Annotated in this window: 28 protein-coding genes and 2 pseudogenes; 9 read left to right on the top strand and 21 right to left on the bottom strand. The window is 73.6% G+C overall.

Features of this window, described 5'->3' with window-relative positions; genetic code table 11:
- Positions 1–104: 104 nt before the first annotated feature.
- Positions 105–641 (top strand): annotated as a pseudogene (locus FB457_RS24135) (ABC transporter ATP-binding protein); the annotation flags it as partial.
- Positions 641–835, top strand: a pseudogene (locus FB457_RS24130) (ABC transporter permease); the annotation flags it as partial. The pseudogenes FB457_RS24135 and FB457_RS24130, both read left to right, overlap by 1 nt.
- 102 nt (positions 836–937) lie before the next feature.
- Here FB457_RS24130 and FB457_RS24125 read toward each other — a convergent pair.
- From FB457_RS24125 to FB457_RS24110, 4 genes are all read right to left on the bottom strand, one after another.
- Positions 938–1,342, bottom strand: a complete 405-nt coding sequence (locus FB457_RS24125; RefSeq protein WP_047016448.1) for an ankyrin repeat domain-containing protein — start codon at positions 1,340–1,342, stop codon at positions 938–940.
- Between the two features lie 9 nt (positions 1,343–1,351).
- Positions 1,352–2,419 (bottom strand): phosphotransferase, encoded by a 1,068-nt coding sequence (locus tag FB457_RS24120; protein WP_186462039.1) that lies wholly within the window; start codon positions 2,417–2,419, stop codon positions 1,352–1,354.
- Positions 2,420–2,565: 146 nt separating this feature from the next.
- Entirely contained in the window at positions 2,566–3,291 is a 726-nt protein-coding gene (locus tag FB457_RS24115; protein ID WP_047016446.1) for an HAD family hydrolase, read from the bottom strand.
- A 159-nt stretch (positions 3,292–3,450) separates the two neighbouring features.
- Entirely contained in the window at positions 3,451–4,359 is a 909-nt protein-coding gene (locus FB457_RS24110) for a winged helix-turn-helix domain-containing protein (protein WP_145783228.1), read from the bottom strand.
- 232 nt (positions 4,360–4,591) lie between these two features.
- Between FB457_RS24110 and FB457_RS24105 the strand changes: the two genes are divergently transcribed.
- Positions 4,592–4,807: a hypothetical protein gene (locus FB457_RS24105; protein ID WP_027772341.1), complete on the top strand. Its 216-nt coding sequence runs from the start codon at positions 4,592–4,594 to the stop codon at positions 4,805–4,807.
- 12 nt (positions 4,808–4,819) lie between these two features.
- On the opposite strand, the gene FB457_RS24100 is transcribed toward FB457_RS24105, so the two are convergent.
- The 3 genes from FB457_RS24100 to FB457_RS24090 form a co-directional block, all read right to left on the bottom strand.
- Positions 4,820–6,076, bottom strand: a complete 1,257-nt coding sequence (locus FB457_RS24100; protein ID WP_047016444.1) for a GNAT family N-acetyltransferase — start codon at positions 6,074–6,076, stop codon at positions 4,820–4,822.
- A 73-nt stretch (positions 6,077–6,149) separates the two neighbouring features.
- The gene (locus FB457_RS24095; protein ID WP_145783226.1) at positions 6,150–7,178 is read right to left on the bottom strand and encodes an asparaginase; all 1,029 of its coding nucleotides are present in this window, start codon (positions 7,176–7,178) and stop codon (positions 6,150–6,152) included.
- 61 nt (positions 7,179–7,239) lie between these two features.
- Positions 7,240–7,923 carry an RsiG family protein gene (locus FB457_RS24090; protein WP_047016442.1) on the bottom strand — a complete coding sequence of 228 codons (684 nt, stop codon included), beginning with the start codon at positions 7,921–7,923 and terminating at the stop codon, positions 7,240–7,242.
- 182 nt (positions 7,924–8,105) lie between these two features.
- Here FB457_RS24090 and dtd point away from each other — a divergent pair, with 182 nt between their 5' ends.
- Entirely contained in the window at positions 8,106–8,531 is a 426-nt protein-coding gene (gene dtd / locus FB457_RS24085; protein ID WP_047016441.1) for a D-aminoacyl-tRNA deacylase, read from the top strand.
- Positions 8,532–8,692: 161 nt separating this feature from the next.
- On the opposite strand, the gene ygfZ is transcribed toward dtd, so the two are convergent.
- From ygfZ to FB457_RS24055, 6 genes are all read right to left on the bottom strand, one after another.
- On the bottom strand, positions 8,693–9,661 hold the full coding sequence (gene ygfZ / locus FB457_RS24080; protein WP_145783225.1) for a CAF17-like 4Fe-4S cluster assembly/insertion protein YgfZ: 969 nt from the start codon (positions 9,659–9,661) through the stop codon (positions 8,693–8,695).
- 108 nt (positions 9,662–9,769) lie between these two features.
- Positions 9,770–10,222 (bottom strand): Fur family transcriptional regulator, encoded by a 453-nt coding sequence (locus tag FB457_RS24075; RefSeq protein ID WP_047016439.1) that lies wholly within the window; start codon positions 10,220–10,222, stop codon positions 9,770–9,772.
- 83 nt (positions 10,223–10,305) lie between these two features.
- Entirely contained in the window at positions 10,306–10,872 is a 567-nt protein-coding gene (locus tag FB457_RS24070) for a heme-binding beta-barrel domain-containing protein (protein ID WP_047016438.1), read from the bottom strand.
- 214 nt (positions 10,873–11,086) lie between these two features.
- The gene (locus tag FB457_RS24065; RefSeq protein ID WP_486589119.1) at positions 11,087–12,139 is read right to left on the bottom strand and encodes a hypothetical protein; all 1,053 of its coding nucleotides are present in this window, start codon (positions 12,137–12,139) and stop codon (positions 11,087–11,089) included.
- Positions 12,136–12,966: a hypothetical protein gene (locus FB457_RS24060; RefSeq protein WP_253911264.1), complete on the bottom strand. Its 831-nt coding sequence runs from the start codon at positions 12,964–12,966 to the stop codon at positions 12,136–12,138. The genes FB457_RS24065 and FB457_RS24060 overlap by 4 nt, the downstream gene beginning before the upstream one ends.
- Positions 12,963–13,916 carry a hypothetical protein gene (locus tag FB457_RS24055; protein WP_047016436.1) on the bottom strand — a complete coding sequence of 318 codons (954 nt, stop codon included), beginning with the start codon at positions 13,914–13,916 and terminating at the stop codon, positions 12,963–12,965. Before FB457_RS24055 ends, FB457_RS24060 begins: the two co-directional genes overlap by 4 nt.
- An 84-nt stretch (positions 13,917–14,000) precedes the next feature.
- Between FB457_RS24055 and FB457_RS24050 the strand changes: the two genes are divergently transcribed.
- Entirely contained in the window at positions 14,001–14,363 is a 363-nt protein-coding gene (locus FB457_RS24050) for a DsrE family protein (RefSeq protein ID WP_047016435.1), read from the top strand.
- A 1-nt stretch (position 14,364) separates the two neighbouring features.
- Here the strand turns inward: FB457_RS24050 and FB457_RS24045 are convergent, their stop codons facing one another.
- From FB457_RS24045 to FB457_RS24020, 7 genes are all read right to left on the bottom strand, one after another.
- Positions 14,365–14,616 carry a DUF3099 domain-containing protein gene (locus FB457_RS24045; RefSeq protein WP_047016434.1) on the bottom strand — a complete coding sequence of 84 codons (252 nt, stop codon included), beginning with the start codon at positions 14,614–14,616 and terminating at the stop codon, positions 14,365–14,367.
- A gap of 53 nt (positions 14,617–14,669) precedes the next feature.
- Entirely contained in the window at positions 14,670–14,957 is a 288-nt protein-coding gene (locus tag FB457_RS24040) for a DUF1416 domain-containing protein (protein WP_047016433.1), read from the bottom strand.
- A gap of 43 nt (positions 14,958–15,000) precedes the next feature.
- Positions 15,001–15,843: a sulfurtransferase gene (locus FB457_RS24035; RefSeq protein ID WP_047016432.1), complete on the bottom strand. Its 843-nt coding sequence runs from the start codon at positions 15,841–15,843 to the stop codon at positions 15,001–15,003.
- A 167-nt stretch (positions 15,844–16,010) separates the two neighbouring features.
- Positions 16,011–16,109, bottom strand: coding sequence for a putative leader peptide (locus tag FB457_RS36370; RefSeq protein ID WP_367648459.1), 99 nt, complete (start codon positions 16,107–16,109; stop codon positions 16,011–16,013).
- Positions 16,110–16,368: 259 nt separating this feature from the next.
- Positions 16,369–17,097, bottom strand: a complete 729-nt coding sequence (locus FB457_RS24030) for an LmeA family phospholipid-binding protein (RefSeq protein ID WP_047016431.1) — start codon at positions 17,095–17,097, stop codon at positions 16,369–16,371.
- Positions 17,098–17,249: 152 nt separating this feature from the next.
- A complete protein-coding gene (locus tag FB457_RS24025; RefSeq protein ID WP_145783223.1) occupies positions 17,250–19,106 on the bottom strand; it encodes a YML083C domain-containing protein in 1,857 nt (618 codons plus the stop codon).
- Positions 19,107–19,113: 7 nt separating this feature from the next.
- Positions 19,114–19,371, bottom strand: coding sequence for a MoaD/ThiS family protein (locus FB457_RS24020; RefSeq protein ID WP_047016429.1), 258 nt, complete (start codon positions 19,369–19,371; stop codon positions 19,114–19,116).
- A 97-nt stretch (positions 19,372–19,468) separates the two neighbouring features.
- Here FB457_RS24020 and FB457_RS24015 point away from each other — a divergent pair, with 97 nt between their 5' ends.
- Positions 19,469–21,214, top strand: a complete 1,746-nt coding sequence (locus FB457_RS24015; protein ID WP_047016428.1) for an ABC transporter ATP-binding protein — start codon at positions 19,469–19,471, stop codon at positions 21,212–21,214.
- A gap of 100 nt (positions 21,215–21,314) precedes the next feature.
- Positions 21,315–23,153, top strand: coding sequence for an ABC transporter transmembrane domain-containing protein (locus FB457_RS24010; RefSeq protein ID WP_145783274.1), 1,839 nt, complete (start codon positions 21,315–21,317; stop codon positions 23,151–23,153).
- Here FB457_RS24010 and FB457_RS24005 read toward each other — a convergent pair.
- Entirely contained in the window at positions 23,150–24,199 is a 1,050-nt protein-coding gene (locus FB457_RS24005) for an alpha/beta fold hydrolase (protein WP_145783221.1), read from the bottom strand. The two genes, FB457_RS24010 and FB457_RS24005, sit on opposite strands and share 4 nt — an antisense overlap.
- A 160-nt stretch (positions 24,200–24,359) precedes the next feature.
- On the opposite strand from FB457_RS24005, the gene FB457_RS24000 reads away from it, so the two are divergent.
- Both FB457_RS24000 and FB457_RS23995 read left to right on the top strand, forming a co-directional pair.
- Positions 24,360–25,109, top strand: a complete 750-nt coding sequence (locus FB457_RS24000) for a response regulator transcription factor (RefSeq protein ID WP_047016426.1) — start codon at positions 24,360–24,362, stop codon at positions 25,107–25,109.
- A 75-nt stretch (positions 25,110–25,184) separates the two neighbouring features.
- Positions 25,185–26,201, top strand: a complete 1,017-nt coding sequence (locus tag FB457_RS23995) for a LacI family DNA-binding transcriptional regulator (protein ID WP_047016425.1) — start codon at positions 25,185–25,187, stop codon at positions 26,199–26,201.

Raw genomic sequence — 26,201 nt, 5'->3', positions numbered from 1 at the left:
GCTCAGTTTACGCCATACGCAGTTCCGTGTATGTTCTACGCAGTAGTGTGTAAGGCATACGCAGAAGTGGCTCTACGGAGCTTCTACGGAGAAAGGGGGGAGCTGTGCCCCAGCCCACCCGCCCCGCCGTCGAGGCCGCCGGCCTCACCAAGGCGTACGGCGGCACGAAGGTGCTCGACGGTGTCGGCCTGACCGTCGGGCCCGGCACGGTCTTCGCCCTCCTCGGGCCCAACGGCGCAGGGAAGACCACCACGGTCCGTATCCTCGCGACGCTGCTGCGCGCCGACGCGGGCACGGCGAGCGTCGCCGGGTTCGACGTGGTCGCGGAGCGCGCGCAGGTCCGCCGGGCCATCAGCCTCACCGGGCAGTACGCCGCGCTGGACGAGGAGCTGACCGGCGCCGAGAACCTCCGCATGGTCGCCCGCCTCGCCGGCCTGTCCCGCCCCGCCGCCGCCCGCCGCGTCCGCACGTACTCGGGAGGCATGCGCCGCCGTCTCGACCTCGCGGCGGGCCTGGTCGGCGACCCCTCGGTGATCTTCCTCGACGAGCCGACCACGGGCCTCGACCCCCGCAGCCGCCAGGCCGTCTGGGACGAGGTGCGCCGCCTCGCCGACGCGGGCGTCACGGTCTTCCTCACCACGTCGACTCGATGCCGGGCTGGCTCCACGGCTTCGCCGAGCACCAGCCGCTGACACCGGTGATCGAGTCACTGCGGAAACTGCTGCTGGGCCAGCCGGCGGGCAGCAGCCCGTGGGAGGCCCTGGCGTGGTGCGCGGCGCTGACGGTGGGGTCGATGGCGGCGGCGGGGGTGCTGTTCAGGAGGCGGGTGAGGTAAGGGGGCGTACGGAAGGGGCCGATGGCCGACGAGGGGTGAGCCGCGCACCGCAGCGGGAACGGAGAGCCCCGGCACCCCCCACGGCCGACCCCGGCGCGGGCCTCACACCCCGCCGAAGAGCTCCAGCAGCTCCGTCCTGCCGGCCACCCGCGCGGTCGCGACCGCCGAGGGGGACCCGGCCTGCGGGTCCGCCCCGTGCCGCAGCAGCACCCGCACGACGTCGTCCGCCCCGGCCCGCACCGCCGCGGCCAGCGGCGTGGCGCCGGCGGCCCCGACCTGATCCGCGTCGGCCCCCCGCTGCAACAGCGCGGCGACGGTCCTGGGGTGCCCGTTGACCGCGGCGAGCATGACGAGGGTGTTCCCGTCGTCGTCCCGCAGCCCGGCCGGCACTCCGGCGTCCACATAGGCGGCCAGTGTGTCGGTCTGCCCCTGCCGGGCCAGCTCGAAAGCCTTGGTGGCCAGCTCGAACACGGCGGGGTCGTGCGCGGGCTCGTCGACTCCACTCATGCCGTCACCCTACGATGCGGAAGGCGTTCCGCCGGTATTGGCCGCGCCCCGCGGGCGGGGTGTGGCCAGCCATCGCACCAGCTGGTGCTCGATCTCGCCGGCACCGGCCACGGTGGGCAACAGCAGTGAGTCCGCCGCACGGTCGAGCGCGGCGTTGATCACCTTGGCCGCCTCGGCGGTCGACGTCTCACCCCGCTCCGTCGAGTACGCCTGCCGGATCACATCCGTGTACACCGACTGGATCCGCTTGAACGCGAGATACCGGGGCAGGTCGGCCTCGATACCTGCGGCGGCCCCGGGCCGGGACTCCTCCGCCACGTCGGCCCAGCGGGCGATGACCTCGCCCTCCTGGCGGGCCGGATAGCGCATCAGATGCAGGTGGGTGGCCAGGTCGTACAGCGGGTCGCCGATCAGGGCCAGCTCCCAGTCGATGGCCCAGAGGGCGTCGTGCTCGTCGACGATGAGGTTCGCGCGGTGCACGTCCCCGTGCAGCAGCCCGAAGGGGCGCGGGGTCATGCCCCGGAGCCGGGCCTCCAGGGAGGAGGGGGTGGCGGGGGCGGACCCCGGGTGGATGCTCAGGCTGTGGAAGAGCGCGTCGAAGTGCGGCAGGGAGTGCTCGACCACGTCGGTGAAGGTGAACCGGACGAGATCCCGGGCGAACTCCGCGCTCCCGCGCTCCGCCGGCAGCGGCGCGTGCAGCGCGAGCAGCGCGGGATCGCAGGGATCGACGGCCAGCAGCTCCCGGAAGAGCCGGATGATCTGGCCGACGAACGCGGCGGGCACTTCCTCCCCGGGCGGCGCGACCTCGGCCAGGGTGCACCCTTCGATGAAGCCCTGGACGGTGAGGGAGTCGATGTGTCCGACCGCGGGAATGTGGGAGACGCGCCCGGCCAGCGTGGCGAGCAGCTCGTCCTCGGACCCGAAGCACCGACGGTCGAACCACAACAACCCGGGCCGGGGATCCCGCAACTTCACCCACCCGGCCGACTGCCCGAACAACCCGGAAGCAGCGCCCAGCCGGACCGCGAACGTCTCGTGGTGGTATCCGGGCAGCGGCCCCACGACCTGCTCCGCCACGGCGAAGATGGTCTGAAAAGGGGATGCTTGGGAGGCCGGCATCGGTCGGAAGTCCTCGACAGTGGCGTGGTGGGTGGTGTGGCAGTGATCAGGGAAGGTTACTCGTCTGCGACCTGCACGGCCCCCTCGACGCTACTGAGAGCCAGTTAATTGTCTGGGGGGCGGACCGCGGCCGGGGCAGCACCGGATATCGCGTCGAGAATCTCCTTCATCGAGTGGACGATGAGCCGTACTCCCGCCTGCTCCAACGCCTCGGCCTTGTGCGGCGCACGGGCGTAGCCGACGAAGTTCACGCCTGCGGTCTCGGCGGCCTTCCAGTCCGAGGGCGAGTCCCCGATCATGAGGCACTCACCGGGCATGGCTCCCGTCGACTCCAGCGCGCGCCACAGGCAGTCCGGGTCGGGCTTGAGCCGGATCGGGTCCGCCCGGCGGCCGTGGACGTGGGGCGAGAAGCAGGGGGCGAGCCCGTGCCGGTCCAGGTAGACGCGGATGGCGGCGGCCGAGTTGTTCGACGTGATGGCCAGTGCCCGGCCCTGCCCGTCCAACTCCTCGATCAGCGCGTGGGCATCCGGGGTGCTGGTGGCGTGACGCGCGGCCTTCTGCTCCTCCTGCGTGAGCAATTGTTCTGCGGTAGGTATCACTTCGTGGTCCGGCGCCACCTGGAGGGCGGCCGACAGTATGCCGAGCGGGTCGTTCGGCCGGTACATGCCCGGTCCCAACAGGCGGGGTGCCCAGTGGTCCAGCAGATCCAGGAGCTGCCCGGCAATGAGGCCGGCGGGGTGCGCGGAGAACAGCCGGCAGATCGGCCCGTCGAAGTCGAAGAACACGCACTTCGCCGAGTCGAGCGCCGCTGCGAGGGGAGTTGCGTTCATCCCACCCCTCGGGCGGGGACCGGGCCGGTGGAAATGCCGCAAGGGGGCTCCATCCCGTACGCGTCGTGGGTGCCGTGACGTTTCTCCGAGTCGGCAATGACCCGATCCCCACGCCGAGGGACCAGGGTTCGGACAGCACCGTACAACGGCCGGTCATTTTCAGGCAGTCGACGCTTGGGAGGTGAAGAGGTACGGCTTGGCGATCGTCTCCCACATCGACGCGAACCACGTTCGGGAGTGCTCGACGAAGTCCACGTCTCTCTTGCCGCGGCTGTCGGAGCCCGCGGAGTAGCGGAACAGGTGGGAGTTGAGGCCGAGGACGTCGTAGATGTCCATGTGGTCCTCGCTGAACGGGGCGGGGACGCTGTTGCGGACGACCTCGTAGAAGCCGGTGAGGGCTTCGGTGCCGTTGAGGACGTAGAGCTTCGTGGTCGGGGTGAGGGGCACGCCACGGACTTCGACGGAGAGTTCCTGTACGAGGCCGCGTTCGCCGAGGTACTGCATGCCGTGCGCGAAGGCGCGCGTGTGCAGTTCGATGAGGCGGTTGAGGCGCTGGAGGGGGCGGGGGTCCGCCGGGTCGTCGATCAGGAAGGGGAGGGCCAGGTGGGCCTCCGGGCTGGGGACCATGATGCGGCAGGTGACCGAGCGGGGGGCGACGCGGCCGGCCCTGATGGCCATCAGGGTGGGCGCAATCGCGCTGTTGAGGGTCTCGGTGGTCAGACCGAAGACGTCGAGGGTGACGTCGGTGGCCTGAAACGCCACGTCGAGCCGCTCTGCCAGTTCCACGTCCGCGGTGAGCGACGAGGCCCCTTCGCGGTGGTTCGCGGGCTCCGCCACCGTCGGGGGTGAGCCCCTGCCGACGTCCGCGAGGCGGTGTTCGCTCTTGAGGAGGGCGAGGGCCTTGCGGACCACGCCGCGTTCGACGTCGAACTCGTCCATCAGGGCTTTCTGCGTCGGCAGGCTGTCGCCCGGGCGGAGTTCGCCGGAGTCGATGCGTGCGCGCAGTGCGTCGGCGACGCGGTCGCGTTCGGCCCGGGCGCTGGTTGCCGAAGGTTGGTCCCTGCTCACCTCGCCAACCTTACAACTTCCGGCCAACCGGCGGGGGTTGTCTCCAAAATGTTTTGAGTTGGTTACCAACTGGGCACAAGTTAAGCAGAGTTGGTCACCAACTCTGCGACCCTGGCGGCAACTGAGAGAAGTTGGCAGTGATGGTCGTCGCCCGGGGCTCGCGCTCTCCCGCTGTCCGAAGGCGCATGGGGGGAGGGGGGACCGCTGCGTACGCAGAAGGGAGGGACCCACCATGCCGGTCGGAATCACTCTGGCCATGTCCGCGCTGCTCGTCGGCTTCGAGCGCTTCGTCGAATGGCGCTTCGGCGCGGTGGGAGCGATCGGGCTCACCACCCTGCTCGTGGGGCTCAAGGCGCAGAACGTCACGTGCATGACCATCGGCGGCCTCGCGCTCGCCGTGCTGCTGCTCCAGTCCGCCGAGCCCGGCCGCGCCGCGGCCGGGCAGTGAGGCAGAAGAAATCTAGAACATGTCGGGACACCACGGTCGGCGCGAGGTGCGCAGCAGGGCGTCCGCCCGTGCGGCGGCGCCCGGGCGCTCCTCGTCGACCACGCCCAGGGCGGCGAGCCGTACCGCGGACTCGTCGCCCAGGCTGAGCCGCGCGAGCTCCGCCACGCTCAGGGCGAGGTCGGCGGGCCGGTCCGTGGGTACGCAGCCGGTGCCGCCCGGGCCACCGGCGTCCAGCAGGAAGCGGCCGCCGGCCAGGCCGGCCGGGTCGTGCACGTCGAGCACCAGAGAGCCGGAGGCCGCGTATGCGCGGGCCTCCAGAAGTCGCGGGACGTCCAGTGGCCGCAGCCACAGGTAGTCCGCGTGCGTGGTCACCCGGGCCGCCCGAGGGTCACCTAGGTGGAGGGGGAGGAGATCGTCGGGCGCCCGGTGGCCCGTATGGATCGTCGTGATCCAGTCGAAGGAGACCAGATAGCGCCAGAGCGCCCGCTCCGCGGCCGGGGTGACGGCGAACAGGTCGGTCACGGTCAGCTCGTCGTCGGAGAGCTTGCCGGGCCAGTCACCCCACTTGGTGCGGTACGTGACGATGCCCTCCGGCTCCCCCGCCGCCGAGCGGTACGCCGCGTAGAAGGGCTCGTGCCACGGCTCGTCGACGCTGTACCGGGCCGCACCGGTGTGCGCCTGCCACCGGGTGGCGCTCCGGTTCACCGCGCCCGGGACCAGCCGGCGGAAACGGTCGTGCAGCGCCGGGGCGATCGCCGTCAGCTCGGCGGCGTCGAGGAGTTCGACCGTGCCGCCGTCGTCCGGGCCCGCGTAGCGCGGGTCGAGCTGGGCGCGCGGGGTGGTCACGTCGTAGTCGGTCGTCCAGGCGGCAGGGCCGAAGCCGTAGCGGCCGTAGATCGGGTACTCCGCGGCGATCAGGCTGGCGACCACGTCGCCGCGCTCCTTCGCCGCCTCCATGTCCTCCCGCAGCATCCGGCTGAGCAGCCCGCGTCTGCGGTGCGTCGGCGAGACCGTGACGGCGGACACCGCGCACGAGGACACCGCGGCCCCGCCCGGGACGGTCAGTTCCTGATCGAAGCTGCGGTACGTGCCGACCCAGCGTCTGCCGTCGTACGCGCCCCGCGTGCGGGAGAGGTCGCGCGTCTTCAGGAACAGCTCCACGTCCGCCTCGGTGACCGAGGGGGGCCGCATGAAGCCGGTCTGCATGGCGCGCATCCAGCCGGCCACGTCGCCTTCGGTGAGCGTGCGGATCTCGGTGCCGTCGTTCATGACCGCACCCCGCTCGCGGGGTGCACAGCTCTGCCGGAGGAATCGATCATCTGCCCACGCTAAGCGCCGTGCGTCAGAACGTCGCGCGAATTTCCCCCACCTGCTCCCCGCCGCCCAGCAGCGGCGCCGCCCCGATCCTGGCCAGCACGGGGGACCGTACGCCCAGCAGCGCAAGGCCCCGCGCCAGCACGGGACCGACGGCACGCAGCGCCCCGTCGTCGACCTTGAACGCCAGCGCCCGGCCGTCCGGCAGCGCCACCGCCTGCACGCCCTCCGCGCCGACCTTCGCCAGCGCCCCCGGTACCCCGCGCATCAGCCAGGTGTCCCACCGCCGGGTGCCCGCGACGTACTCCGGATGCGCCCGCATCGCGTCCGCCACCCGCCGCTCCGGCGTGCCCTCCGCGGCCAGCACCAGCCGCCGGAAGCCGCGCGCCAGCGCCGTCAGCGACAGCGACATCAGCGGCGCGCCGCAGCCGTCGACGCCGACGTGCCGCACCTCCTCGCCCGCCGTCTCCTCCACCACCTGCCGCACCAGCCGCTGCAGCGGGTGCTCGGCGGCGAGGTACGACGCCCGCGGCCAGCCGTTCGCGACGCACGCCGCGAGCATCGCGGCGTGCTTGCCCGAGCAGTTCATGGCCACCCGGTCCCGCCGCCCGCCGGCGGCCAGGTACGCCTCCCGCTCCTCCGGGTCCAGCGGCAGGTCGGGCGGGGTCCGCAGGTCGTCCTCCGACAGCCCGGTCCCGGCGAGCATCTTGCGTACGAGATCCAGGTGGAACCGTTCGCCCGAGTGGCTGGCCGCGGCCAGCGCCAGCCGCTCGCCCGCGAGCGGCCCCGCGTCCGTACGCGCCCCCGCCCGCAGCACCGCCACCGCCTGGAACGGCTTGTTCGACGACCGCGGGAACACCTGCCCGGTCACGTTCCCCCAGGCCCGCTCCACCTCGCCGTCCGGGTCCAGCAGCACCAGCGACCCCCGGTGCCGCCCCTCGGCGAAGCCGGAGCGCATCACCTCCGCCAGTACGGGCGCGGCGCCGGCGTACGCGCCCTCCTCGGTGGCCGCGGGACCGGGGACCGGCGGCGGGTGTATCCAGGTGTCGTCGTGCATGCGCGGGCGCCCTCCGTGCCGGGACGGCCTCGGGGTCTCCGCTCCGTCGCTCGGTCAGAACTCAGGACAGCAGGTCGTCGACCTGCGCCTCCCCTTCACGATAGCGGCGGGCGATCTCGGCGCAGCACTCGTCCGCGGTCCGCTGCAGCCGCTGCCGGCGGCGGGAGATCCGGGCCTCGTAGCCGGCCAGCCGGGCGAGGCCCCGGTGCAGTTCCTCGTCCGTACGGGCCGAGAGGTCGGAGAGTGCGACTTCGGCGAGCATCTCCTCCGCCAGCTCCCGGTACTCCTCGCGCAGCGGCGTGCCCAGGGTGACGTGCCGGGCCGAGGCGGGGCGTGGCGAGGGGCCGTCGGTGAGGATCTCGGGGAGCCGGTCGAGCACCGGCGAGTGCGGGCTCGCGCGGCGGCCCAGCTCGGCGCGGAGGATGTCGATCCGGCCGTGCAGCAGGCGGCGTACGTAGCTGAGGTCAGCCTCCTCCTGCTGGGCGGAGCGGCGCAGCCGGCGCAGCTCGGGCAGGCCCAGGGAGTCGAGCGGCGCGGGCGGAGTGGCGGGCCCCGCGGCGGCGAGCACGGCGGTGGCGCCGCCCCCCGCGGGCGCGGTCGCCGCGGCCCGCGCGGCCTGGGACGCCTGCGCGGGACCGCCGTCCGGGGCGCGCGGCCCCGGCGGGCGGGGCGGGCGGTCGGCGGGCGGGCTGCTGCGCGCGGTCGGTACGGGCGGCGTGGGCCGCCCGGCTCCGGGAGAGCTCATGCGAGTGTCAGTCCCCTTCGTCCGAAGATGCCGCGTCGGCGTGGCGACCTTCCGGACACCGTAGGCAATCGTGCCATTGCGCACGGTCGAATCGCAGGGAGACTGCGCCCGTTCGGCCCCGCGCACGTTGCGGCGCCCGGGGGCACGGCGGCGCACGTGGCGCCCTGGGGATAATGCGATGTATGCGAGCGGTGGTGCAGCGGGTGGACGGCGCGCGGGTCGAGGCCGGTGGCGAGACGGTCGGCGAGGTGATCGGCGAAGGGCTGTGCGTACTCGTGGGCGTCACCCACGACGACACTCCCGCGAAGGCGGCGCAACTGGCCCGCAAGCTGTGGACGCTGCGGGTGCTGGACGACGAGAAGTCCTGCTCGGACGTGTCGGCGCCGCTGCTCGTGATCAGCCAGTTCACCCTCTACGGCGACCCCCGCAAGGGCCGCAGGCCGACCTGGCAGGCGGCGGCGCCGGGGGAGGTCGCGGAGCCGCTGGTCGAGGAGGTCGTGGCGCGGCTGCGGGCGCTGGGCGCGCAGGTGGAGACGGGGGCGTTCGGCGCGAAGATGCGGGTGACGCTGACGAACGACGGCCCGTTCACGGTGCTGGTCGAGGTCTGAGCCGTACGGGCCGGAGGCGGGCGAGCGCAGCCGTACGGAGCAAGGCGTACGCACGCGCGGCGCACGGGTGTACGTATCGTGCGGGGCACGGGGGGGCGTACGCGACATCCGAGGCGCACGGGAGCACGCCCCCGCGCGCGGGGCGCCGCCGCCCCGCGGGCTCAGGGCTCGACGACCGTCTCCTGCGCCGCCGCCGTCTCGTCCGCCAGCAGCGCCGCGTCCGCCGGAACGTTCCGTTTCACCAGCGCGAGCGCGATCGGCCCCAGCTCGTGGTGGCGCACCGAGGTCGTGACGAAGCCCAGCTTGCGCCCCTCCTCCTCGGCCGCCAGCCGGATCGTCGCCCCGTGCGGCGGCAGCGTCACCTCGCTGCCGTCCAGGTGCAGGAAGACCAGGCGGCGCGGCGGCCGGCCCAGGTTCTGCACCCGCGCGACCGTCTCCTGCCCCCGGTAGCACCCCTTCTCCAGGTGCACGGCGGTGCCTATCCAGCCCACCTCGTGCGGGATCGTGCGGTGGTCGGTCTCCAGGCCGAGCCGCGGCCGGTGCGCCGCCACCCGCAGCGCCTCGTACGCCAGCACCCCGGCGGGCGGGCCCGCGGCGGCGGCGAAGTCCGCCAGCGAGGCGCGCGGCAGGAAGAGGTCGCGCCCGTACGCCGTCTCGCGGACGGTCACACCCTCGGGCGCCTCCGTGATCGAGCCGGCCGGCAGATGGACGACGGCGAGGTCGTCCGTACGGTCCGCGATGTCCACCCGGTAGAAGAACTTCATGCTCTCCAGGTACGCGATGAGGTCCTTCTGCGTGTCCGGCTCGACGTGCGCCCACGTCGTCTCGCCGTCGTCGACGAGGTACAGCGCGTGCTCGATGTGCCCGTGGGCGGACAGCACCAGTGCCTCGGTGGCGTGCCCCGGCGCGAGCGCCTCCACGTGCTGCGTCAGCAGCAGGTGCAGCCAGCTCAGCCGGTCCTGGCCGGAGACCGAGACGATGCCGCGGTGGGAGAGGTCGACGAAGCCCTCGCCGGCGTCCAGCGCGCGCTGCTCCCGGAAGAGATCGCCGTAGTGCGCGGCGACGCCCTCGTCGGGAGCCTCGGCGGCGACCGCCCCGGGCAGGGAGAGGAGGGGAGAAGGCGCGTTCATGCTTCAAGAGTACGTCCGGGTGGCCACCCGCGGTCACGGGCCGGATTCGGCCGCGTTCGGGGCGTCCCGGCGCCGCGGAGCCTCAGGTGCCCCGGGGTTCCGGGCGTCTCAGGGGCGGGACGGGGCGGCGGCGTCGGTCGCGCCCGCCTCGGTGCAGGTCGCGCAGCGGCCGAGGATCGCGAAGTGCTGCACGTCGCTCTCGAAGCCGAACCGCTGCCGCAGCGTCTCCGCGAACGGCTCCGCCACCGCGTTCTCCGCCTCGATCACCCGGTCGCAGACGCGGCAGACGAGGTGCAGGTGGTGGTGGCGGTCGGCGATGTGGTACGTCGGCGGGCCGTGGTTGAGGTGCGCGTGGCTGACGAGGCCCAGCTCCTCCAGCAGCTCCAGCGTGCGGTAGACCGTGGAGATGTTCACGCCGGCGGCGGTCTTGCGGACCTCGCTGAGGATGCCGTCGGGCGTCGCGTGCTCCAGGGAGTCGACGGCCTCCAGCACGAGCTGCCGCTGCGGCGTCAGGCGGTAGCCGCGCTCGCGCAGGTCGCGCTTCCAGTCGGTGGTCTCCACGGCACAAGTGTATGAGCGTCGCGGCGGAACCCCGGCCGGTTGCCGGAAAGCGCCCCCCGCCGGGCCCCGCGCGGAGCCGGGGGTCAGCGGAAGAAGGCGATCCCGTCGTCCGGGAGGTCCTTCAGGTCCTTCGCCCACTCCCGCGGGTTCACGACCTTCTTGAGCTGGGCCGACATGTACGGGCGCAGCCCCACCTCCGGGGTGGCCTTCTCGCCGACCCACATCAGGTCGCCGTTCACGTACCCGTACAGCCGCTTGCCGCCCGCGTACGGCGGGGAGGCCGCGCTGCGCGCGACCGCGTCCGTGGCCAGGTCGAGCTGGGGCTTGCCCTCGGCCAGCTCGCCGTACCAGACCTCGGCGACGCCCTGGTCGCGCACCATGACGACGTCGAGCTGCCGGTCCGGCCGGATCCGCCAGTAGCCGGACTCGCTCTCCAGCGGGCGCACCTTCTCGCCGTCCTCGTCGAGCACCCAGGTGTACGACGTGTACGCCAGGAAGTCCCGGCCGTCGTGGCCGAAGCGCACCTCCTGGCCGAAGTTGCACTTCTCGCTGCCGGGGAAGTCGAAGACGCCCGCACCCTGCCAGTCGCCCAGCAGGAACGCCAGCGGGACCAAGTCCTTGTGCAGGTCGGAGGGGATTTCGATCGGCATCGTCAGCGCTGGCCCTGGTACAGCTTCTTCACGACCAGGCCGGCGAAGGCGAGTGTGCCCACGCAGACCAGCGCGAGCAGGATGTCGAAGGTGACGACAAGCACGGGGGCGCTCCGTAACGGTGAGGGACGTACCGCCAGCGAGTCTAACCGCCGGTCCCGGCACCGGCCCGGCGGGCGCCGGGCGCGGGTGCCGGACGGGGTGCCGGGCGGGGTCAGCCGAGGAGCTGGTGCTGGAGGACGAGGGTCTGCTGGAACGGGACCAGCTCCGCCTCCCCGGGCGCCTCGACGGTGACGAGGCCCACGGTGTCGCCGGCGACGACGTACGCCTGCCGGACGTGCTCCTTGCCGCGCGGCTTCGCCTCGTCGTACACGTACAGCTCGATCTCCGGCAACTGGTCCTTGTCCGACCAGCGCTCGTCGACCGCCACCTCGGGGGCGCCGGTGAGGTCCCGGGCGGTGGAGATGCCGCCGGCGAGCTGCTCGTCGTAGAAGTGCGCGGCGAGGGAGGCCGTGTTGAACTGCAGCAGGTAGATCCGGGCGCGGGTGCCGTCGGGCATGGTCCAGCCGGTGGCGGCGATGTGGCGCACGGCGTCGTCGGTGAGCGCCTGCCGCAGCTCCTCGCGCTCCCCCTTGGCGTAGACGGAGGTGAAGTCGGCGGGCGCCAGCCAGCCGTCCTCGGTCTTCAGCCCGTCGTCGTCCTCGGCGCCCGCGGGGGCGGGCAGCAGCAGGTCGCGGAGGTCGGCGTGGTGGATCTCGCCGGCGTTGGCGGGTGCGAACGGGGGCGGCTTGCCCTCGGGCAGCGGGGGCAGCTCCAGCTCGGGGTAGTCCCAGCGGCCGTCGCTCTCGGTGGCCAGTCCCGGCAGGTCGCCGCGCTCGGCGCCGGTGACGGCGTACGCGGAGCCGAACGCGGCGCCGGCCAGCAGCAGGACGGCGGCGCCCCAGCGCAGGGCGGGGCGCAGCCACCGGCGGGGCGGCCTGGGCGGCGCGGGCGGCGGGGGATGCGGCAGGACCTGGCCCTGGACCTGGCCCTGGTACGGGGACGGGGGCTGCTGGGCGTACGCGGGGGCGGGCGCGGCGGGTTCGGGCGCGGCGGGTTCGGGCGCGGGCTGCGCGTACTGCGGCTGCTGGTGCGGCGGTTGCCCGTACTGCGGCTGGGACGGGGCCTGCTGGGCCTGCGGCTGCTGCTGGGGCTGCTGCGGCGGGGCCGCGTGGGACGGCAGCGGGGTGGGGTCCGGGTGCCGGGGGTCCGGGTCGTAGCCGCTCATATGGACTTCCCCGGGGCGTCGATGTGGTCGAGCTGCTTCTCCAGGAGCTGCACCGCCCGCTTGCCGTGCCCGGCGGGGCCGTACGCCGTGACCGTGACCAGCATCTCGCCCTTGGCCGCCGAGCAGGTCATCATCTTCACCGCGTCGCCCTCCGCGCTGAGGGCGGTCTCGGGCACCAGGAAGCACGCGGCGCTCTTGTGCCCGTCGACCTTCGGCCCCTCCTCGAAGAGGTCCATCGTCCGCGTCAGCTCCTCCTGTACGGCCGCGAGCCCCGCCGCCCTGCCCTCGCCCGACAGCTCGGCGAGCTGCACCTCGACGACGAGGTCGGACTCGTCGGCCGCGTAGGACCGCATGGCCATCCCCTTCAGTTCGAGGTCGTCCAGCGCGTCGAGCTGCAACCGCCGCTGGTCGGGCGGCAGTCCGCGCGCGCTCTGCTCGTAGACGGCCTCCGCCTGCTTGGCGGTGAGGACGGTGTCGTTGCCGAACTCGTCGATGTCCGGGCCCGGGTGGTAGCCCGTCGGCATCGGCAGCAGCGCGTCGCCGATCGGGCCGCCGGGGGGCGCGGCCACGCCCGGGTCCTTGGCGGCGTCGCCCTCCAGACCGCGCTCCTCGGGCTTCTGCCACACGTCGGTGCCGCCGGCGCCGCGGTCGGCGCCCTGGACCTTCAGCGCGGTGACGACGACCCCGGTGGCCGCCGCCCCGGCGACGAGCACCGCGGCCAGCACGGCGGGCACGAGCCGCCGCCGCCCGGACCGCGGGGCGGCCGGCGGGGGCGGAGCGGGCGCGCCGGCCGGCGGCGGGACGGATGCGGGGTAGTGGCCGGTCACAGGCGCTCCAACTGGCGTTCGGCGAGCTTCTTCAGATCCTTCTGCTCCAGCGGGGAGCTTTCGATCTGGTAGATCTCCATCACGATGTCGCCGCGGCGCGCAATGGCCATGCCCTGGTAGAGCGGCGGCACCCCGGCCTCCTGGAACGGCTCCTCGGGGAAGTAGGCCATGCCGTCCGCGGAGCCCTTCAGCGACACGGCTGGCACCCGGCCGCCGGGACCGAGGGAGGAGTACAACTGCTGGTTCTCCAGGTAGTCCACGGAGCCCGCGGTGGCGTCGTTGCGGAACTGGTAGAGGTTGATCATGACGACGGACTCGGTGTCCCCCTCGTTGCGCCACGCGGTGAACGCGGTCCGCCGCAGCCCGTTCTCCAGCATGAACGTGAGCACTTCCTCGGGCGCACCCGTGTCGGCCGCCACCTCGTACGGCGCGAGCCAGCCCCGGCCCTCGCCGCCGATGTCGATCTCGGCGTCGACCGTCCCGTCCGGCCGGGAGACGAGCAGCTCGCGCAGGTCGCCGTCCGTCTTCACCCGGCGGTCCTGCGCGGCGGACAGCGGCTCCGCCTCGCCGGCGGGCAGCGGCTTGTCGGGGTGGGCGAGGCCCGGCTGGTTGAGCGGGGGGAGCGGGGTCGGGGGGTTGCCGGCCTGCTCGAAGTAGCCGTAGGCGACGCCGCCGAGGGCGCCCGCGAGCACGGCGGCGGCCAGCAGCAGCGCGGTGCGCTTTCCGCGGCGGCGCGCCCTGCCGCCCGCCTCCGGCGCCGGTCCGGCTGCCGCGGCCGTGCTGCCGTACGTCCCCTGTGCCGTGCTCCCGTACGCTCCCTGCGCCGGGCTCCCGAACGTCCCGTACGACGAGGCCCCCGGGGGCCGGGTGTCGGGTCTGATCGGCGTGAGCCTGGTCGTCGGCGGGTCGTCGGCCGCCTGCGGGCCGCTCGTTCCGTCGGGAAAGGTCACAAGCGCCCCCTGCTCCGGTCCATACCTGTACAGCGCGCGGTGCCGCGAGAATGTCACCCTCGCGGCACTCCCTACAGTTGGCGCATGGCCAAGAAGCTTGTGATCAAGGTGACCGCGGGTACGGATGCGCCGGAGCGCTGCTCCCAGGCGTTCACGGTGGCGGCCGTCGCCGCCGCCAGCGGGGTGGAGGTGTCGCTCTGGCTGACCGGCGAGTCCGCCTGGTTCGCGCTGCCCGGGCGGGCCGCGGAGTTCGAGCTGCCGCACGCCGCGCCGCTGCCGGAGCTGATCGACGGGGTGCTGGCGAGCGGGCGGATCACGCTGTGCACGCAGTGCGCCGCGCGCCGCGGGATCGAGGAGAAGGACGTGCTGGAGGGCGTGCGGATCGCGGGGGCGCAGGTCTTCGTCAGCGAGGCGATGGCGGACGGCAGCCAGGCCCTCGTCTACTGAGTCACTTCTCGTCCCACCACTTGTCGCCCTTCTCCCGCCGGTTGCCGATGATCACCGCCACCGGCACGAGGGCCGCCGCGGCCACGCACATGGCGATCGCGGCGGGTGCGGAGAAGGGGGCGACGACGGCGCCGCCGAGGACGAAGAGCAGCACCGCGGTGCCCATCAGCAGGAGGTACCGCCTCCGGCGCCGCGGCTGACTCCGCGGCGCGCGGGGGTCCGTCTGGACGCCGGAACGGCGGAAGCCCCGCATACCTCCACGGTACGCCGGGGAGGCGGTGCGGGGCTTCGCGCGACCGCGCGGTCTCAGACCGCGATCGCGACCTCCGAGAGGCCGCCCTGCCGGGCGACCACGGTGCGGTCGGCGGTGGCGCCGGGCACCAGGGCGCGTACGGTCCAGGTGCCCTCCGCGGCGTAGAACCGGAACTGGCCGGTGGCCGAGGTCGGCACCTCGGCGGTGAACTCGCCGGAGGCGTCCAGCAGCCGCACGTAACCGGTGACGGGCTCGCCGTCGCGGGTCACGGAGCCCTGGATGGTGGTCTCGCCGGCCTTGACGCTGGCGGCGTCGGGGCCGCCTGCCTTGGCTCCGCACATGAAGGGTGGTGTCCTTTCTCGGGGTGTGACCGGGCGGTCAGCGTCAGTCGTTGGCGCCCAGCTCGATCGGCACGCCGACGAGCGAGCCGTACTCGGTCCAGGAGCCGTCGTAGTTCTTGACGTTCTCCTGGCCCAGCAGCTCGTGCAGCACGAACCAGGTGTGCGCCGAGCGCTCGCCGATGCGGCAGTAGGCGATGGTGTCCTTGGACAGGTCCACGCCCTCGCCCTCGTACAGCTCCTTCAGCTCCTCGTCCGACCTGAAGGTGCCGTCGTCGTTGGCCGACTTCGACCACGGGATGTTCCGCGCGGAGGGCACGTGCCCGGGCCGCTGCGACTGCTCCTGCGGCAGGTGCGCCGGGGCCAGCAGCTTGCCGGAGAACTCGTCGGGGGAGCGGACGTCGACGAGGTTGAGGGTGCCGATCGCGGCCACGACGTCGTCGCGGAAGGCGCGGATGGCGGTGTCCTGCGGCTTGGCCCTGTACGCGGTCGCCGCGCGCTGCGGCACCTCGGCGACCAGGTCGCGGGAGTCCAGCTCCCACTTCTTGCGGCCGCCGTCGAGGAGCTTGACGTCCTCGTGGCCGTAGAGCTTGAAGTACCAGTAGGCGTACGCGGCGAACCAGTTGTTGTTGCCGCCGTAGAGGACGACCGTGTCGTCGTTGGCGATGCCGCGCTCGGACAGCAGCTTCTCGAATCCGGCCTGGTCGACGAAGTCGCGGCGCACCGGGTCCTGGAGGTCGGTCTTCCAGTCGATGCGGACGGCGTTCTTGATGTGGTTCTTGTCGTACGCGGCGGTGTCCTCGTCGACCTCGACGAGGACGACCTTCGGGTTGTCGAGGTTGGCCTCGACCCAGTCGGCGTCCACCAGGACGTCACTGCGGCGACTCATCTGCTTCTCTCCTCCGGAGCGCTGAGACAGGGGTACGGGCGGGTGTGCCGCCGGCGCGCGCAGCAGGCAGGGCGGAGCGCCGGGGGCGGAGTATGGGGACAGCCGGGCGGGCGGTGCGGGGAGGCACGGACCCGGCTGGGGGCGGGAGCTGCGGACCCGGACCCCGGTCAGGCGGTGCGACAGAGCATGGCGGCGACGCGGCACAGGTCGACGGCGCGCCGCTGGGTCAGGTGATCTGCCTGTCCCCGGGGGCGGGGACCGCTCATCGAGCACAGCATGCGGTCGATCGTACGGAGGGACGTGCGCATGTGTCACCGTTGTGTCGGATAATGAGACGGCTTCGTCCGGGATGCGGGACGAAGGGTGGGGCGGCGGGGTCGCGCGGCCGGGCGGACGGGGGGTGGCGGGGGCGGGGTTTCTGCGGTATGGACGCGAGGGTCTCAGCTTACGGACGGCGGCGGGTCTCCGCGGCGTACGGCGGCCGTGTCGGTGCCGTGGACCGGCGGGCGGGGGCGGTGCGCCCGCTCACTTCCCGGCCGAGCGCTCGTCGCCCAGTTCCACGTCCGTGCCGCTGCCCGTGACGACGATGCCGTCCTTCCGCACCTCGACGTCCGTCAGGCGTATACCGGGCGGCAGGTCGTTGATCGTCCAGTTGTAGTTCATGTGGTCGCGGACGTAGTCCTCCAGACCCGGTACACCCCCGAGGTTGTCGACCCCGGTCGCGCGCAGCCGGATCGTGTCGCCGTCGACCACGCTCACCTTGCCGAGCAGCGACTCCTCCAGCCGCTGCCCGAGGAAGGACGTGCCGACCGTCGCCTTCACCTTGTTCTCGCCGGCCGCGCCCTTCCCGCCGTACGAGACCTTCACCACCGGCAGCGCCGCCGAGATGTCCTCGTACCTGATCGTCACCTTGCCGTCGGCCTTGTCCGCCGTCGCCCGGTCCCAGTCGTCGCCCGAGATCCGCACCCCCTCCAACTCGCCGCGCACGCCGTCCAGGCGCAGCGCGCGGCCGCCGCTGCCGGTGGCGTCGATGCCGTCGATCCGTACGTCCACGGCCTCGAACTCACGCGACATCAACTGGGTGAGGAAGGGGAACCCCTTGATGTCGATCTCGGGCCGCTGGGAGAACCCGTACTCCTTCTCGATGCGCTCGGCCGCGTCCGACTCGGCCATCTTCAGCGCCACGCGGTCGGCGGCGAGCGTGAGCAGGCCGAGCACGACCAGCACCACCGCTGTGATCTTCAACGCGCGCATCGGTTCTCCGCCCCCCGGTCGGTCGTGCCTGAGAGCTTAGACAGGTGTACGGCTCCGTACCCGCAGGTTGGCGGGAGCGGCGGCCTGCGGCCGGGGCTCAGTCAGAGCACGGGTCAGACCCGCCTGCGGAGTCACCACGGACATCATCACTGTCAGAGCAGGGCCAGGCCGAGCAGGTGGACCGCGGGCACCGAGAGCGTGAGGGGCAGGGAGACCCCGGCCGTCATGTGCACGAACCGCGAGGGGTAGTCGTAGCTGGCCACCCGGACGGCGATGAGCACGCACACCCCGGCCGCCAGCCCCAGCAGCCCGCCGGCCGCGCCCATGTCGGTGCCGAGCCCCGCCGCGAGCCCGCCCGCCCCGGCCGCGGCGACCGCGGCGACGGGCGAGGCGTTCGGCGGCAGCGGCACCGCGCGGCCCATCGTCCCGGCGGCCACCGCGACGGCGCCGACGACGACGGCGTGCCGCTCGGCGGCGAGGTAGCCGGAGGCGAGGACGGCGAGGGTGGCGGCGGCGAGGGCGACGTTGAGTGCGGTGAGGCGCTCCTTGGGCGCGGTGGTGCTGCGCAGTTGGACGAGGCAGATGAGGAGGAACCAGCCGCCGAGGGAGCCGAGCGCGGCGATCGTGGCGTCGTCCTCGTCGACGGCGAGGACGGCGCCGGTCGCGGTGAGCCCGGCGGCCGCGGCCAGGGCGATGCCCTCGCGGGCGGGCCACATGCCGTTGAGCCGGAACCAGCCGGCGGCGGTGACGCCCTGGAGCAGCGCCACGGCGACGGCGAGGCCGGGCCGCACGTCGAGCGCGGCGGCGACGGCGAGGAGGGCGGCGAGCACGGCGGTGAGCGCGGCGGGCTGCGGCCCGGGCGCTATGAGGACGGAGGTGCCCTCCTCGCGGAGCACCTCGGCGGGGGGCTTGGGGCGGCGGAGGGTGGGGGCGCCGTAGAGGGTGCCGGTCTCGGGGCCGCCGGGGCCGGGGAAGCCGGCCGCGGGGGCGTCCGGGCGGCCGTGGGCGCCGGCGGCGGGGACATCGGGGTGGACGTCGCCGGGGTGGCCGTTCACGGCGGCGGGGTGGCCGCCTGCGCTGCCGTGGGCCCCCTGCGGGGTGCCGGGGTGGCCCGCGGGTCCGGGGTGGCCCGTGCCGCCGCGGTCCCAGCCGTCGGGCCACTGGGCGCCGGCACCGCCCGGGGGCTCGTGTCCGGTGACCGGCGGGAGGTAGGCGGTCTGCTCGGCGGCCGCTCCGGCGCCGGTCCCGCCGTAGCCGGGAGGGCCGTCGTCCGTCACCGGGGGCAGGTACGCCGTCTCCTCGACCGCCCCCGGCCCCTGCGGCGCCGGCGCGCCGGCGCCGTCGCTCCCGGCCGGGGACGGATAGCCCGCACCCGCGGCGCCGCCGGGGGCGTACGCCTGCGGGTGCCCGCCCGGCCCCGTACCCCCGCCGAGCGAACCGCCGCCGTACGGCGCTGCGGACCCACCGGGCCGCCCCTGGCCGCCCCCTCCGAACGGCGCCGCGTGCCTGCCGGCCTGCGCCGCGTCCGCGTGGCCCGTACCACCGCTGTACCCCGGGCCGCCGGTCTGCCCCGCGGCCTGCCCCCCTGCCGGGGAGCCGTGCCTGCCGCCGTACGAGCCGTCGCCGTGTCCCGCGCCGCCGGACCGTCCCGCGCCCGCGGCGTCCTGGCCGCCGCCGTACGGCACTCCGTGACCGCCGTCGCTCCCGCCGGGCCGGCCGCCGCCCCCGTACGAACCCGCGTAGCCGCCCTCGTAGGGGCCCGCGTCCGTCACCGGGGGCAGGTACGACGTCTGCTGGGCCGCCGCCGACTCCTCGTGCAGGGCCATCCCCAACTGCGTCTCCGGGCCCGCGTAGCCGTCGTCGCCCTGGCCCGCCGCCGGCGGGAACTGCGTGTGCCCGCCCGGGGCGCCTGCCTCGGCGCCCTCGCGCGGTTCCTCGTACGGGGCCCAGCCCGCGGGCGCCGGCGGGGCCGCCGACCACGGCGTGGGGTCGTGTCTCTGGTCGCTCATCGTGCGCCTAGCCTCCCGCGAACGGGGGCAGGACCTCAACCGTCCCCCCGTCCGCCAGCGCCACCCCCGCGTGGTCGCGCTTGCCGACCGCCCGTCCGTCCACCAGGAACGAGCAGCGCGCCAGCACCCGGGTCAGCTCCTCCCCGTGCCGCGCACCGGCCGCGGCCAGCGCTTCGGCCAGCGTGTCCGCCGCGTAGGGCTCCTCCGCGGTGCCCGCCGCGGCCTTGGCCGCGGCCCAGTACCGGATGGTGCCGTTCGCCGCCATGGCGTCCCGTCCTTCCCCGTCCGCCGACTTCCGACCCCCATCATGCCCCTGGCGAAATTCTCGTCGCCCCGGGCAACCTACGACGTACGCTGCGGACGTGCTCGTCCGAATCCTCCGCGCTCACCTGCGCCCCTACCGCCGGGACCTCGGCTGGATCGTCGCGCTGCAGCTCGTCGCGACGGTGACGACGCTCTATCTCCCCACGCTCAACGCCGACATCATCGACCACGGCGTCATCCCCGGCGACAACGGCTACATCCTGCGCACCGGCGGCTGGATGATCGTCTTCAGCGTGGTGCAGTTCTGCGCGGCCGGCGGCGCCGTGTTCCTCGGCGCCCGTACGGCCACCGCCCTCGGCCGGGACATGCGCGCCTCGGTCTTCGACCGGGTGCAGTCCTTCTCCGCCCGCGAGATGGCCCGCTTCGGCGCCCCGTCGCTCATCACGCGCACCACGAACGACGTGCAGCAGATCCAGATGCTCGCCCTGATGACGTTCACGATGATGGTCGCGGCGCCGATCATGTGCGTCGGCGGCATCGTCATGGCGCTCAACCAGGACGTGCCGCTGACGTCCCTGCTGCTCGTCGTCGTGCCCGCGGTCGGCGTCGTCGTGGCCCTGATCGTGCGCCGCATGCGCCCGCTCTTCCGCAGCATGCAGAAGCGCATCGACGAGGTGAACCGGATCATGCGCGAGCAGATCACCGGCATCCGCGTCATCCGCGCCTTCGTCCGCGACGGGCACGAGCAGCGCCGCTTCGGCACGGCGAACGCCGACCTGAGGGACGTGGGCGTACGGGCCGGGCGGCTGCTGGCGCTGCTGTTCCCCACCCCGATGCTCGCGGTGAACCTGTCGAGCGTCGCCGTCGTCTGGTTCGCGGCCGGGCGCATCGAGAGCGGTGCCATGGACGTCGGGGCGCTCACGGCGTTCCTGTCCTACCTCATGTACATCCTCAGCAGCGTGATGATGGCCACCTTCATGTTCATGATGATCCCGCGCGCGGAGGTCTGCGCCGAGCGGATCCAGGAGGTGCTGGACACCGAGTCGTCCGTCGTCCCGCCCGCCGCCCCGGTGCCCGCGGCGGCCGAGCCGCGCGAGCGCGGCCGGCTCGACCTCCGCGGCGTCGGGTTTCGCTATCCGGGGGCCGAGGAGCCGGTGCTGAAGGACGTCGACCTGGAGGCCCGGCCGGGGCGTACGACGGCGGTCATCGGCAGCACCGGCAGCGGCAAGTCGACGCTGCTGGCGCTCGTGCCGCGGCTCTTCGACGCCACCGGGGGCAGCGTCGAGGTGGGCGGCGTGGACGTACGGGACCTGGATCCGGCGGCGCTGGCGCTGGCCATCGGCTACGTACCGCAGAAGCCGTACCTCTTCAGCGGCACCGTCGCCTCGAACCTCCGCTACGGCAAGCCCGACGCCACCGACGACGAGCTGTGGGACGCGCTGCGCACCGCGCAGGCCGCGGACTTCGTCCGGGAGATGGACGGCGGCCTCGACGCGGCGGTCGCGCAGGGCGGCTCGAACGTCTCGGGCGGCCAGCGGCAGCGCCTCGCGATCGCCCGCGCGCTGGTGCACCGCCCCGACATCTACCTCTTCGACGACTCCTTCTCCGCCCTCGACTACGCCACTGACGCCGCCCTGCGCGCGGCCCTCGCGCGCCGGCTCGGGGACGCGACGGTCGTGATCGTCGCCCAGCGGGTCGCGACGATCCGGGACGCGGACCGGATAGTGGTCCTGGACGCGGGCCGGGTGGCGGGCGCGGGGACGCACACGGAGCTGATGGCGGCGAACGAGACGTACCGCGAGATCGTGCTCTCCCAGCTCACCGAGGAAGAAGCGGCGGCATGAGCGCGCCGCAGAAGGAGGCCGCGGCATGAGCGCGCCGGCGAAGGAACCCGAGAAACGGCAGCCGTCGCCGCCCGGCCCGCGCCCCGGCGGCGGCGGGCTCATGCGCATGTTCAGCGGCCCGCCCGTCGAGCGCTCCCTCGACTTCCGCGGCTCCGCCGTCCGCCTCCTGCGCACCCTGCGCCCCGACCGCACGCTGATCCGCGTCATCCTCGTCCTCGGCGCCGCCGGCGTCGCGCTCACGGTCGCGGGCCCGAAGCTCCTCGGCCACGCCACCGACCTCGTCGTCGCCGGCGTCTACGGCGACCGCGTCGACACCGGCTCCGCCCGCGCCAGCGACGGCATCGACTTCGACGCGGTCGGCCGGACGCTGCTGTGGGCGGCCCTGGTGTACGCCGCCGCGTGGGGCCTCGGGCTCGCCCAGGCGCGGCTGACGGCCGTGGTCGTGCAGCGGGCGGTCTTCCGGCTGCGCGAGGAGGTGGAGGCGAAGCTGTCGCGGCTGCCGCTGTCGTACTTCGACCGCCACCAGCGGGGCGAGATCCTCTCCCGTACGACCAACGACATCGACAACGTCGGGCAGTCGCTGCAGCAGACCATGAGCCAGATCGTGACGTCGCTGCTGACGATCGCGGGGGTGCTGGCGGTGATGTTCTGGATCTCGCCGCTGCTGGCGCTGGTCGCGCTGGTGACCGTGCCGCTGTCGATCACGGTGGCGACGCGGGTCGGCAAGCGGGCGCAGCCGCAGTTCGTGGCGCAGTGGGCGTCCACGGGCAAGCTGAACGCGCACATCGAGGAGATGTACACCGGGCACTCGCTGGTGCAGGTCTTCGGCCGCCGGGAGGAGGCGGCGGAGACGTTCCGGAAGGAGAACGACGAGCTGTTCCGGGCGGGCTACCGGGCGCAGTTCATCTCCGGGCTCATCCAGCCGGCGATGATGTGCATAGGCAACCTCAACTACGTGCTCGTCGCCGTCGTCGGCGGCCTGCGGGTCGCCTCGGGGGCGCTGTCGATCGGCGACGTGCAGGCGTTCGTGCAGTACTCGCGGCAGTTCAGCCAGCCGCTGGGGCAGATCGCGTCGATGGCGAACCTGGTGCAGTCAGGTGTCGCGTCGGCGGAGCGGGTCTTCGAGCTGCTGGACGCGGACGAGCAGGAGCCGGACGCCGCCACCCCGGCCCGCCCGGCGGAGCCGGTGCGGGGGGAGGTGGCGTTCGAGGGCGTCTCCTTCTCGTACGACCCGGAGAAACCGCTGATCGAGGACCTGTCGCTGACGGTCCGCCCGGGCCAGACGGTGGCGATCGTCGGCCCGACGGGGGCGGGGAAGACGACGCTGGTGAACCTGCTGATGCGGTTCTACGAGGTGGCCGGGGGCCGGATCCTGCTCGACGGCGTGGACGTGGCGGAGATGAGCCGCGAGGAGCTGCGGGCGCAGATCGGGATGGTGCTCCAGGACACGTGGCTGTTCGGCGGCACGATCGCGGAGAACATCGCCTACGGGGCGCCGGCGGGCACACCGCACGAGAAGATCGTCGCCGCCGCGAAGGCCACCCACGTGGACCGCTTCGTCCGCACCCTCCCCGACGGCTACGACACGGTGATCGACGAGGAGGGCACGGGCGTCTCGGCGGGCGAGAAGCAGCTCGTCACCATCGCCCGCGCGTTCCTCGCGGAACCGGCGATCCTGGTCCTGGACGAGGCGACGAGCTCGGTGGACACCCGCACGGAGGTCCTGATCCAGCACGCGATGGCGGAACTCCGCACGGGCCGCACGAGCTTCGTGATCGCCCACCGCCTCTCCACGATCCGCGACGCGGACGTGATCCTGGTGATGGAGTCGGGCACGATCGTGGAACAGGGCACACACGAGGAACTCCTGGCATCGGAAGGCGCCTACGCCCGCCTGTACCAGGCCCAGTTCGCGGAGCCGGCAGCAGAAACGATCTAGGCGCCCCGCGAGGGCCGCCGGCCGGCCGCCTCGGCCGCCCACGCGGCGATCCGCTCCAGCAAGTCCTCGCTCGCCGCGTTCTCCGCGTGGGCGAAGTCCTCCTCCAGCCACAGCTCCGCCGTGCCCGGAGCCGCCGCGGCGGCCAGGGCCTCGGGGTGGTCCAGGGGGAAGTAGCCGTCCCGGGTGCCGTGGACGATCAGCAGCGGGGCCGGGGCGATCCGGGGGACCGCGGCCGTGGGGGAGAGGGGTACGGGATTCCAGCGGCGGTGGTGGATGCGGGTCTTCAGCGCGAGGCGGGAGACCGCGCGGCCCGTACGGCGCTCCACTATCCAGTGCAGCCGCCGCATCGGCGCCGTGCCGCGGTAGTACCAGCGGGCCGGGGCGCTGACGGACACCACGGCGTCCGCGTACGGGACCGTGCCCGCGGGGATCGCCCCGGCGCCGAGGGCGTCGGCGCCGAGCGCCACCGAGCCTTCCGCACCCGAGCCGAGCGCCACCGGGCCGTCCGGACCCGCGCCGTGCGTCGCCGGGCCCCGGGCGCCCCCGCCGGCTCCCGCGGCGGCGTTTCCGTACGCCCCCGTGCGCCCCTCGCGCTCCCATTCGTCACCCCGCGCCTCCGGGCGATACAGCGCGCCGTGGCGCAGCACCACCGAGCCGCCCATCGAGAACCCCACCGTCGCCACCCGGGCGTGCCCCAGCGCCCTGGCCCACGCCACCGCCGCCGCCAGGTCCAGCACCTCCCGGTCCCCGACCGTCGACCGCCCGCCGGACCCGCCGTGGCCCCGGAACGAGAACGTCACCACCCCCGCACGCTGCGCGAACACCGCCGCCGCCCGGCGGATCGCCGGCCGCTCCAGCGCGCCCGTGAAACCGTGCGCCACCACGATCGCCGGGGCGCCGGCGCCGGGGCCCGGGGCGTACGCCGCCTCGATCGGCACCCCGTCCGCCGCCCGCAGCAGCGCCGTACGGGAAACGGGGGGCACGGGTGCGGCCGAACCGGGTGCGGCGTCTCGTCGGCCGGACGAGGCAGCGGAGGTGGAGCTCATGTGGGCTATTCTGACCTGTGAAGGATCCGGGCAAGGTTGCCCCCGGGTCCTTTCGTGCTTTCATGCCACCTTCTGAGGAGGCCGACCACATGGGCAAACGCAGAGGCAGAGCCGAGACCGAGACGACAGCGACCGGCGTCCCCCACCGGGAGGTGCGCCCGTGAGCTCCCTGCTGCTTCTGACCAACGCCCTGCAGCCCTCCGCCGAGGTGCTCCCCGCGCTCGGGCTGCTCCTCCACAACGTGCGCGTGGCCCCCGCCGAGGGCCCCGCCCTGATCGACACCCCCGGCGCCGACGTCATCCTCGTCGACGGCCGCCGCGACCTGCCGCAGGTGCGCAGCCTGTGCCAGTTGCTGCGGTCCACGGGCCCCGGCTGTCCGCTGATCCTCGTCGTGACGGAGGGCGGGCTCGCCGCCGTCACCGCCGAGTGGGGCGTGGACGACGTACTGCTGGACACCGCGGGTCCCGCCGAGGTGGAGGCGCGGCTGCGGCTCGCGCTGGGCCGGCAGCAACTGCCCGCCGACGAGAGCCCCACCGAGATCCGCAACGGCGATCTGACGGTGGACGAGGCCACGTACAGCGCGAAGCTGAAGGGGCGGGTGCTGGACCTGACCTTCAAGGAGTTCGAGCTGCTGAAGTACCTGGCGCAGCATCCGGGGCGGGTGTTCACCCGGGCCCAGTTGCTCCAGGAGGTCTGGGGCTACGACTACTTCGGCGGCACCCGCACCGTCGACGTCCACGTGCGGCGGCTGCGGGCGAAGCTCGGTCCCGAGCACGAGTCGCTGATCGGCACCGTGCGGAACGTGGGATACCGCTTCGTGGTGCCGGAGAAGGGCGAGAAGAAGCCGGAGAACAGGGCCGAGAAGCAGGAGCAGAAGGGCGCCGCGCAGGAGGCGAGGCACCGCGCGTAGGTAAGCCCCCATGCGCTGGCCGGGGCATCACAGAGGCGGGGTAGTGCGGGGAGTCATCACGCGTAGACTTGCGCCGTGGCCAAGGTGACGCGGGACGACGTGGCGCGGCTGGCGGGGACCTCGACCGCGGTCGTGAGCTACGTCATCAACAACGGACCCCGGCCGGTCGCCCCGGCCACCCGGGAGCGGGTGCTCGCCGCGATAAAGGAGCTGGGCTACCGCCCGGACCGCGTGGCGCAGGCCATGGCCTCGCGGCGTACGGACCTCATCGGCATGATCGTGCCGGACGCGCGGCAGCCGTTCTTCGGCGAGATGGCGCACGCGGTGGAGCAGGCGGCGTCCGAGCGCGGCAAGATGGTGCTCGTCGGCAACTCCGACTATCTCGACGACCGCGAGGTCCACTATCTGCGCGCCTTCCTTGGGATGCGCGTCTCCGGCCTGATCCTCGTCAGCCAGGGCCCGAGCGCGGCCGCGGCGGCGGAGATCGACGCGTGGGACGCGCGGGTGGTGCTCATGCACGAGCGCCGGGACCAGCCGGACGACCTCGTCGTCGTCACCGACGACGTCGGCGGCGCGCGGCTGGCGACGAGCCATCTGCTGGAGCACGGCCACGCGTACGTGGCCTGCCTCGGCGGCGTCGAGACGACCCCGACGACGGGCGACCCGGTCACCGACCACGTGGAGGGCTGGCGCATCGCGATGCGCGCGGCGGGCCGCTCGACAGAGGGCCGGCTCTTCCAGTCCCCGTACAACCGCTACGACGCCTACCAGGTCGGCCTCAAGCTCCTCTCCGGACCCGACCGCCCCCCGGCCATCTTCTGCGCCACCGACGACCAGGCCATCGGCCTCCTCCGCGCAGCCCGCGAACTCCGCATCGACGTCCCCGGCGAGCTCGCCGTGGCGGCCTTCGACAACGTCAAGGAGGCGGGCCTCACGGACCCGCCCCTGACGACGGTCGCCTCGGACCGCCCGGCGATGGCCCGCGCGGCGGTGGACCTGGTCCTGGACGAGACCCCGCTGGCCACGCGCCGCGAACGCCTGAAGCAGTTCCCGTCGCACCTCGTGGTCCGCCGCTCCTGCGGCTGCCCGTAG

The organism is Streptomyces sp. CNZ287, from assembly GCF_007827615.1.
This window is presented reverse-complemented; position numbering and strand designations above follow the sequence as displayed.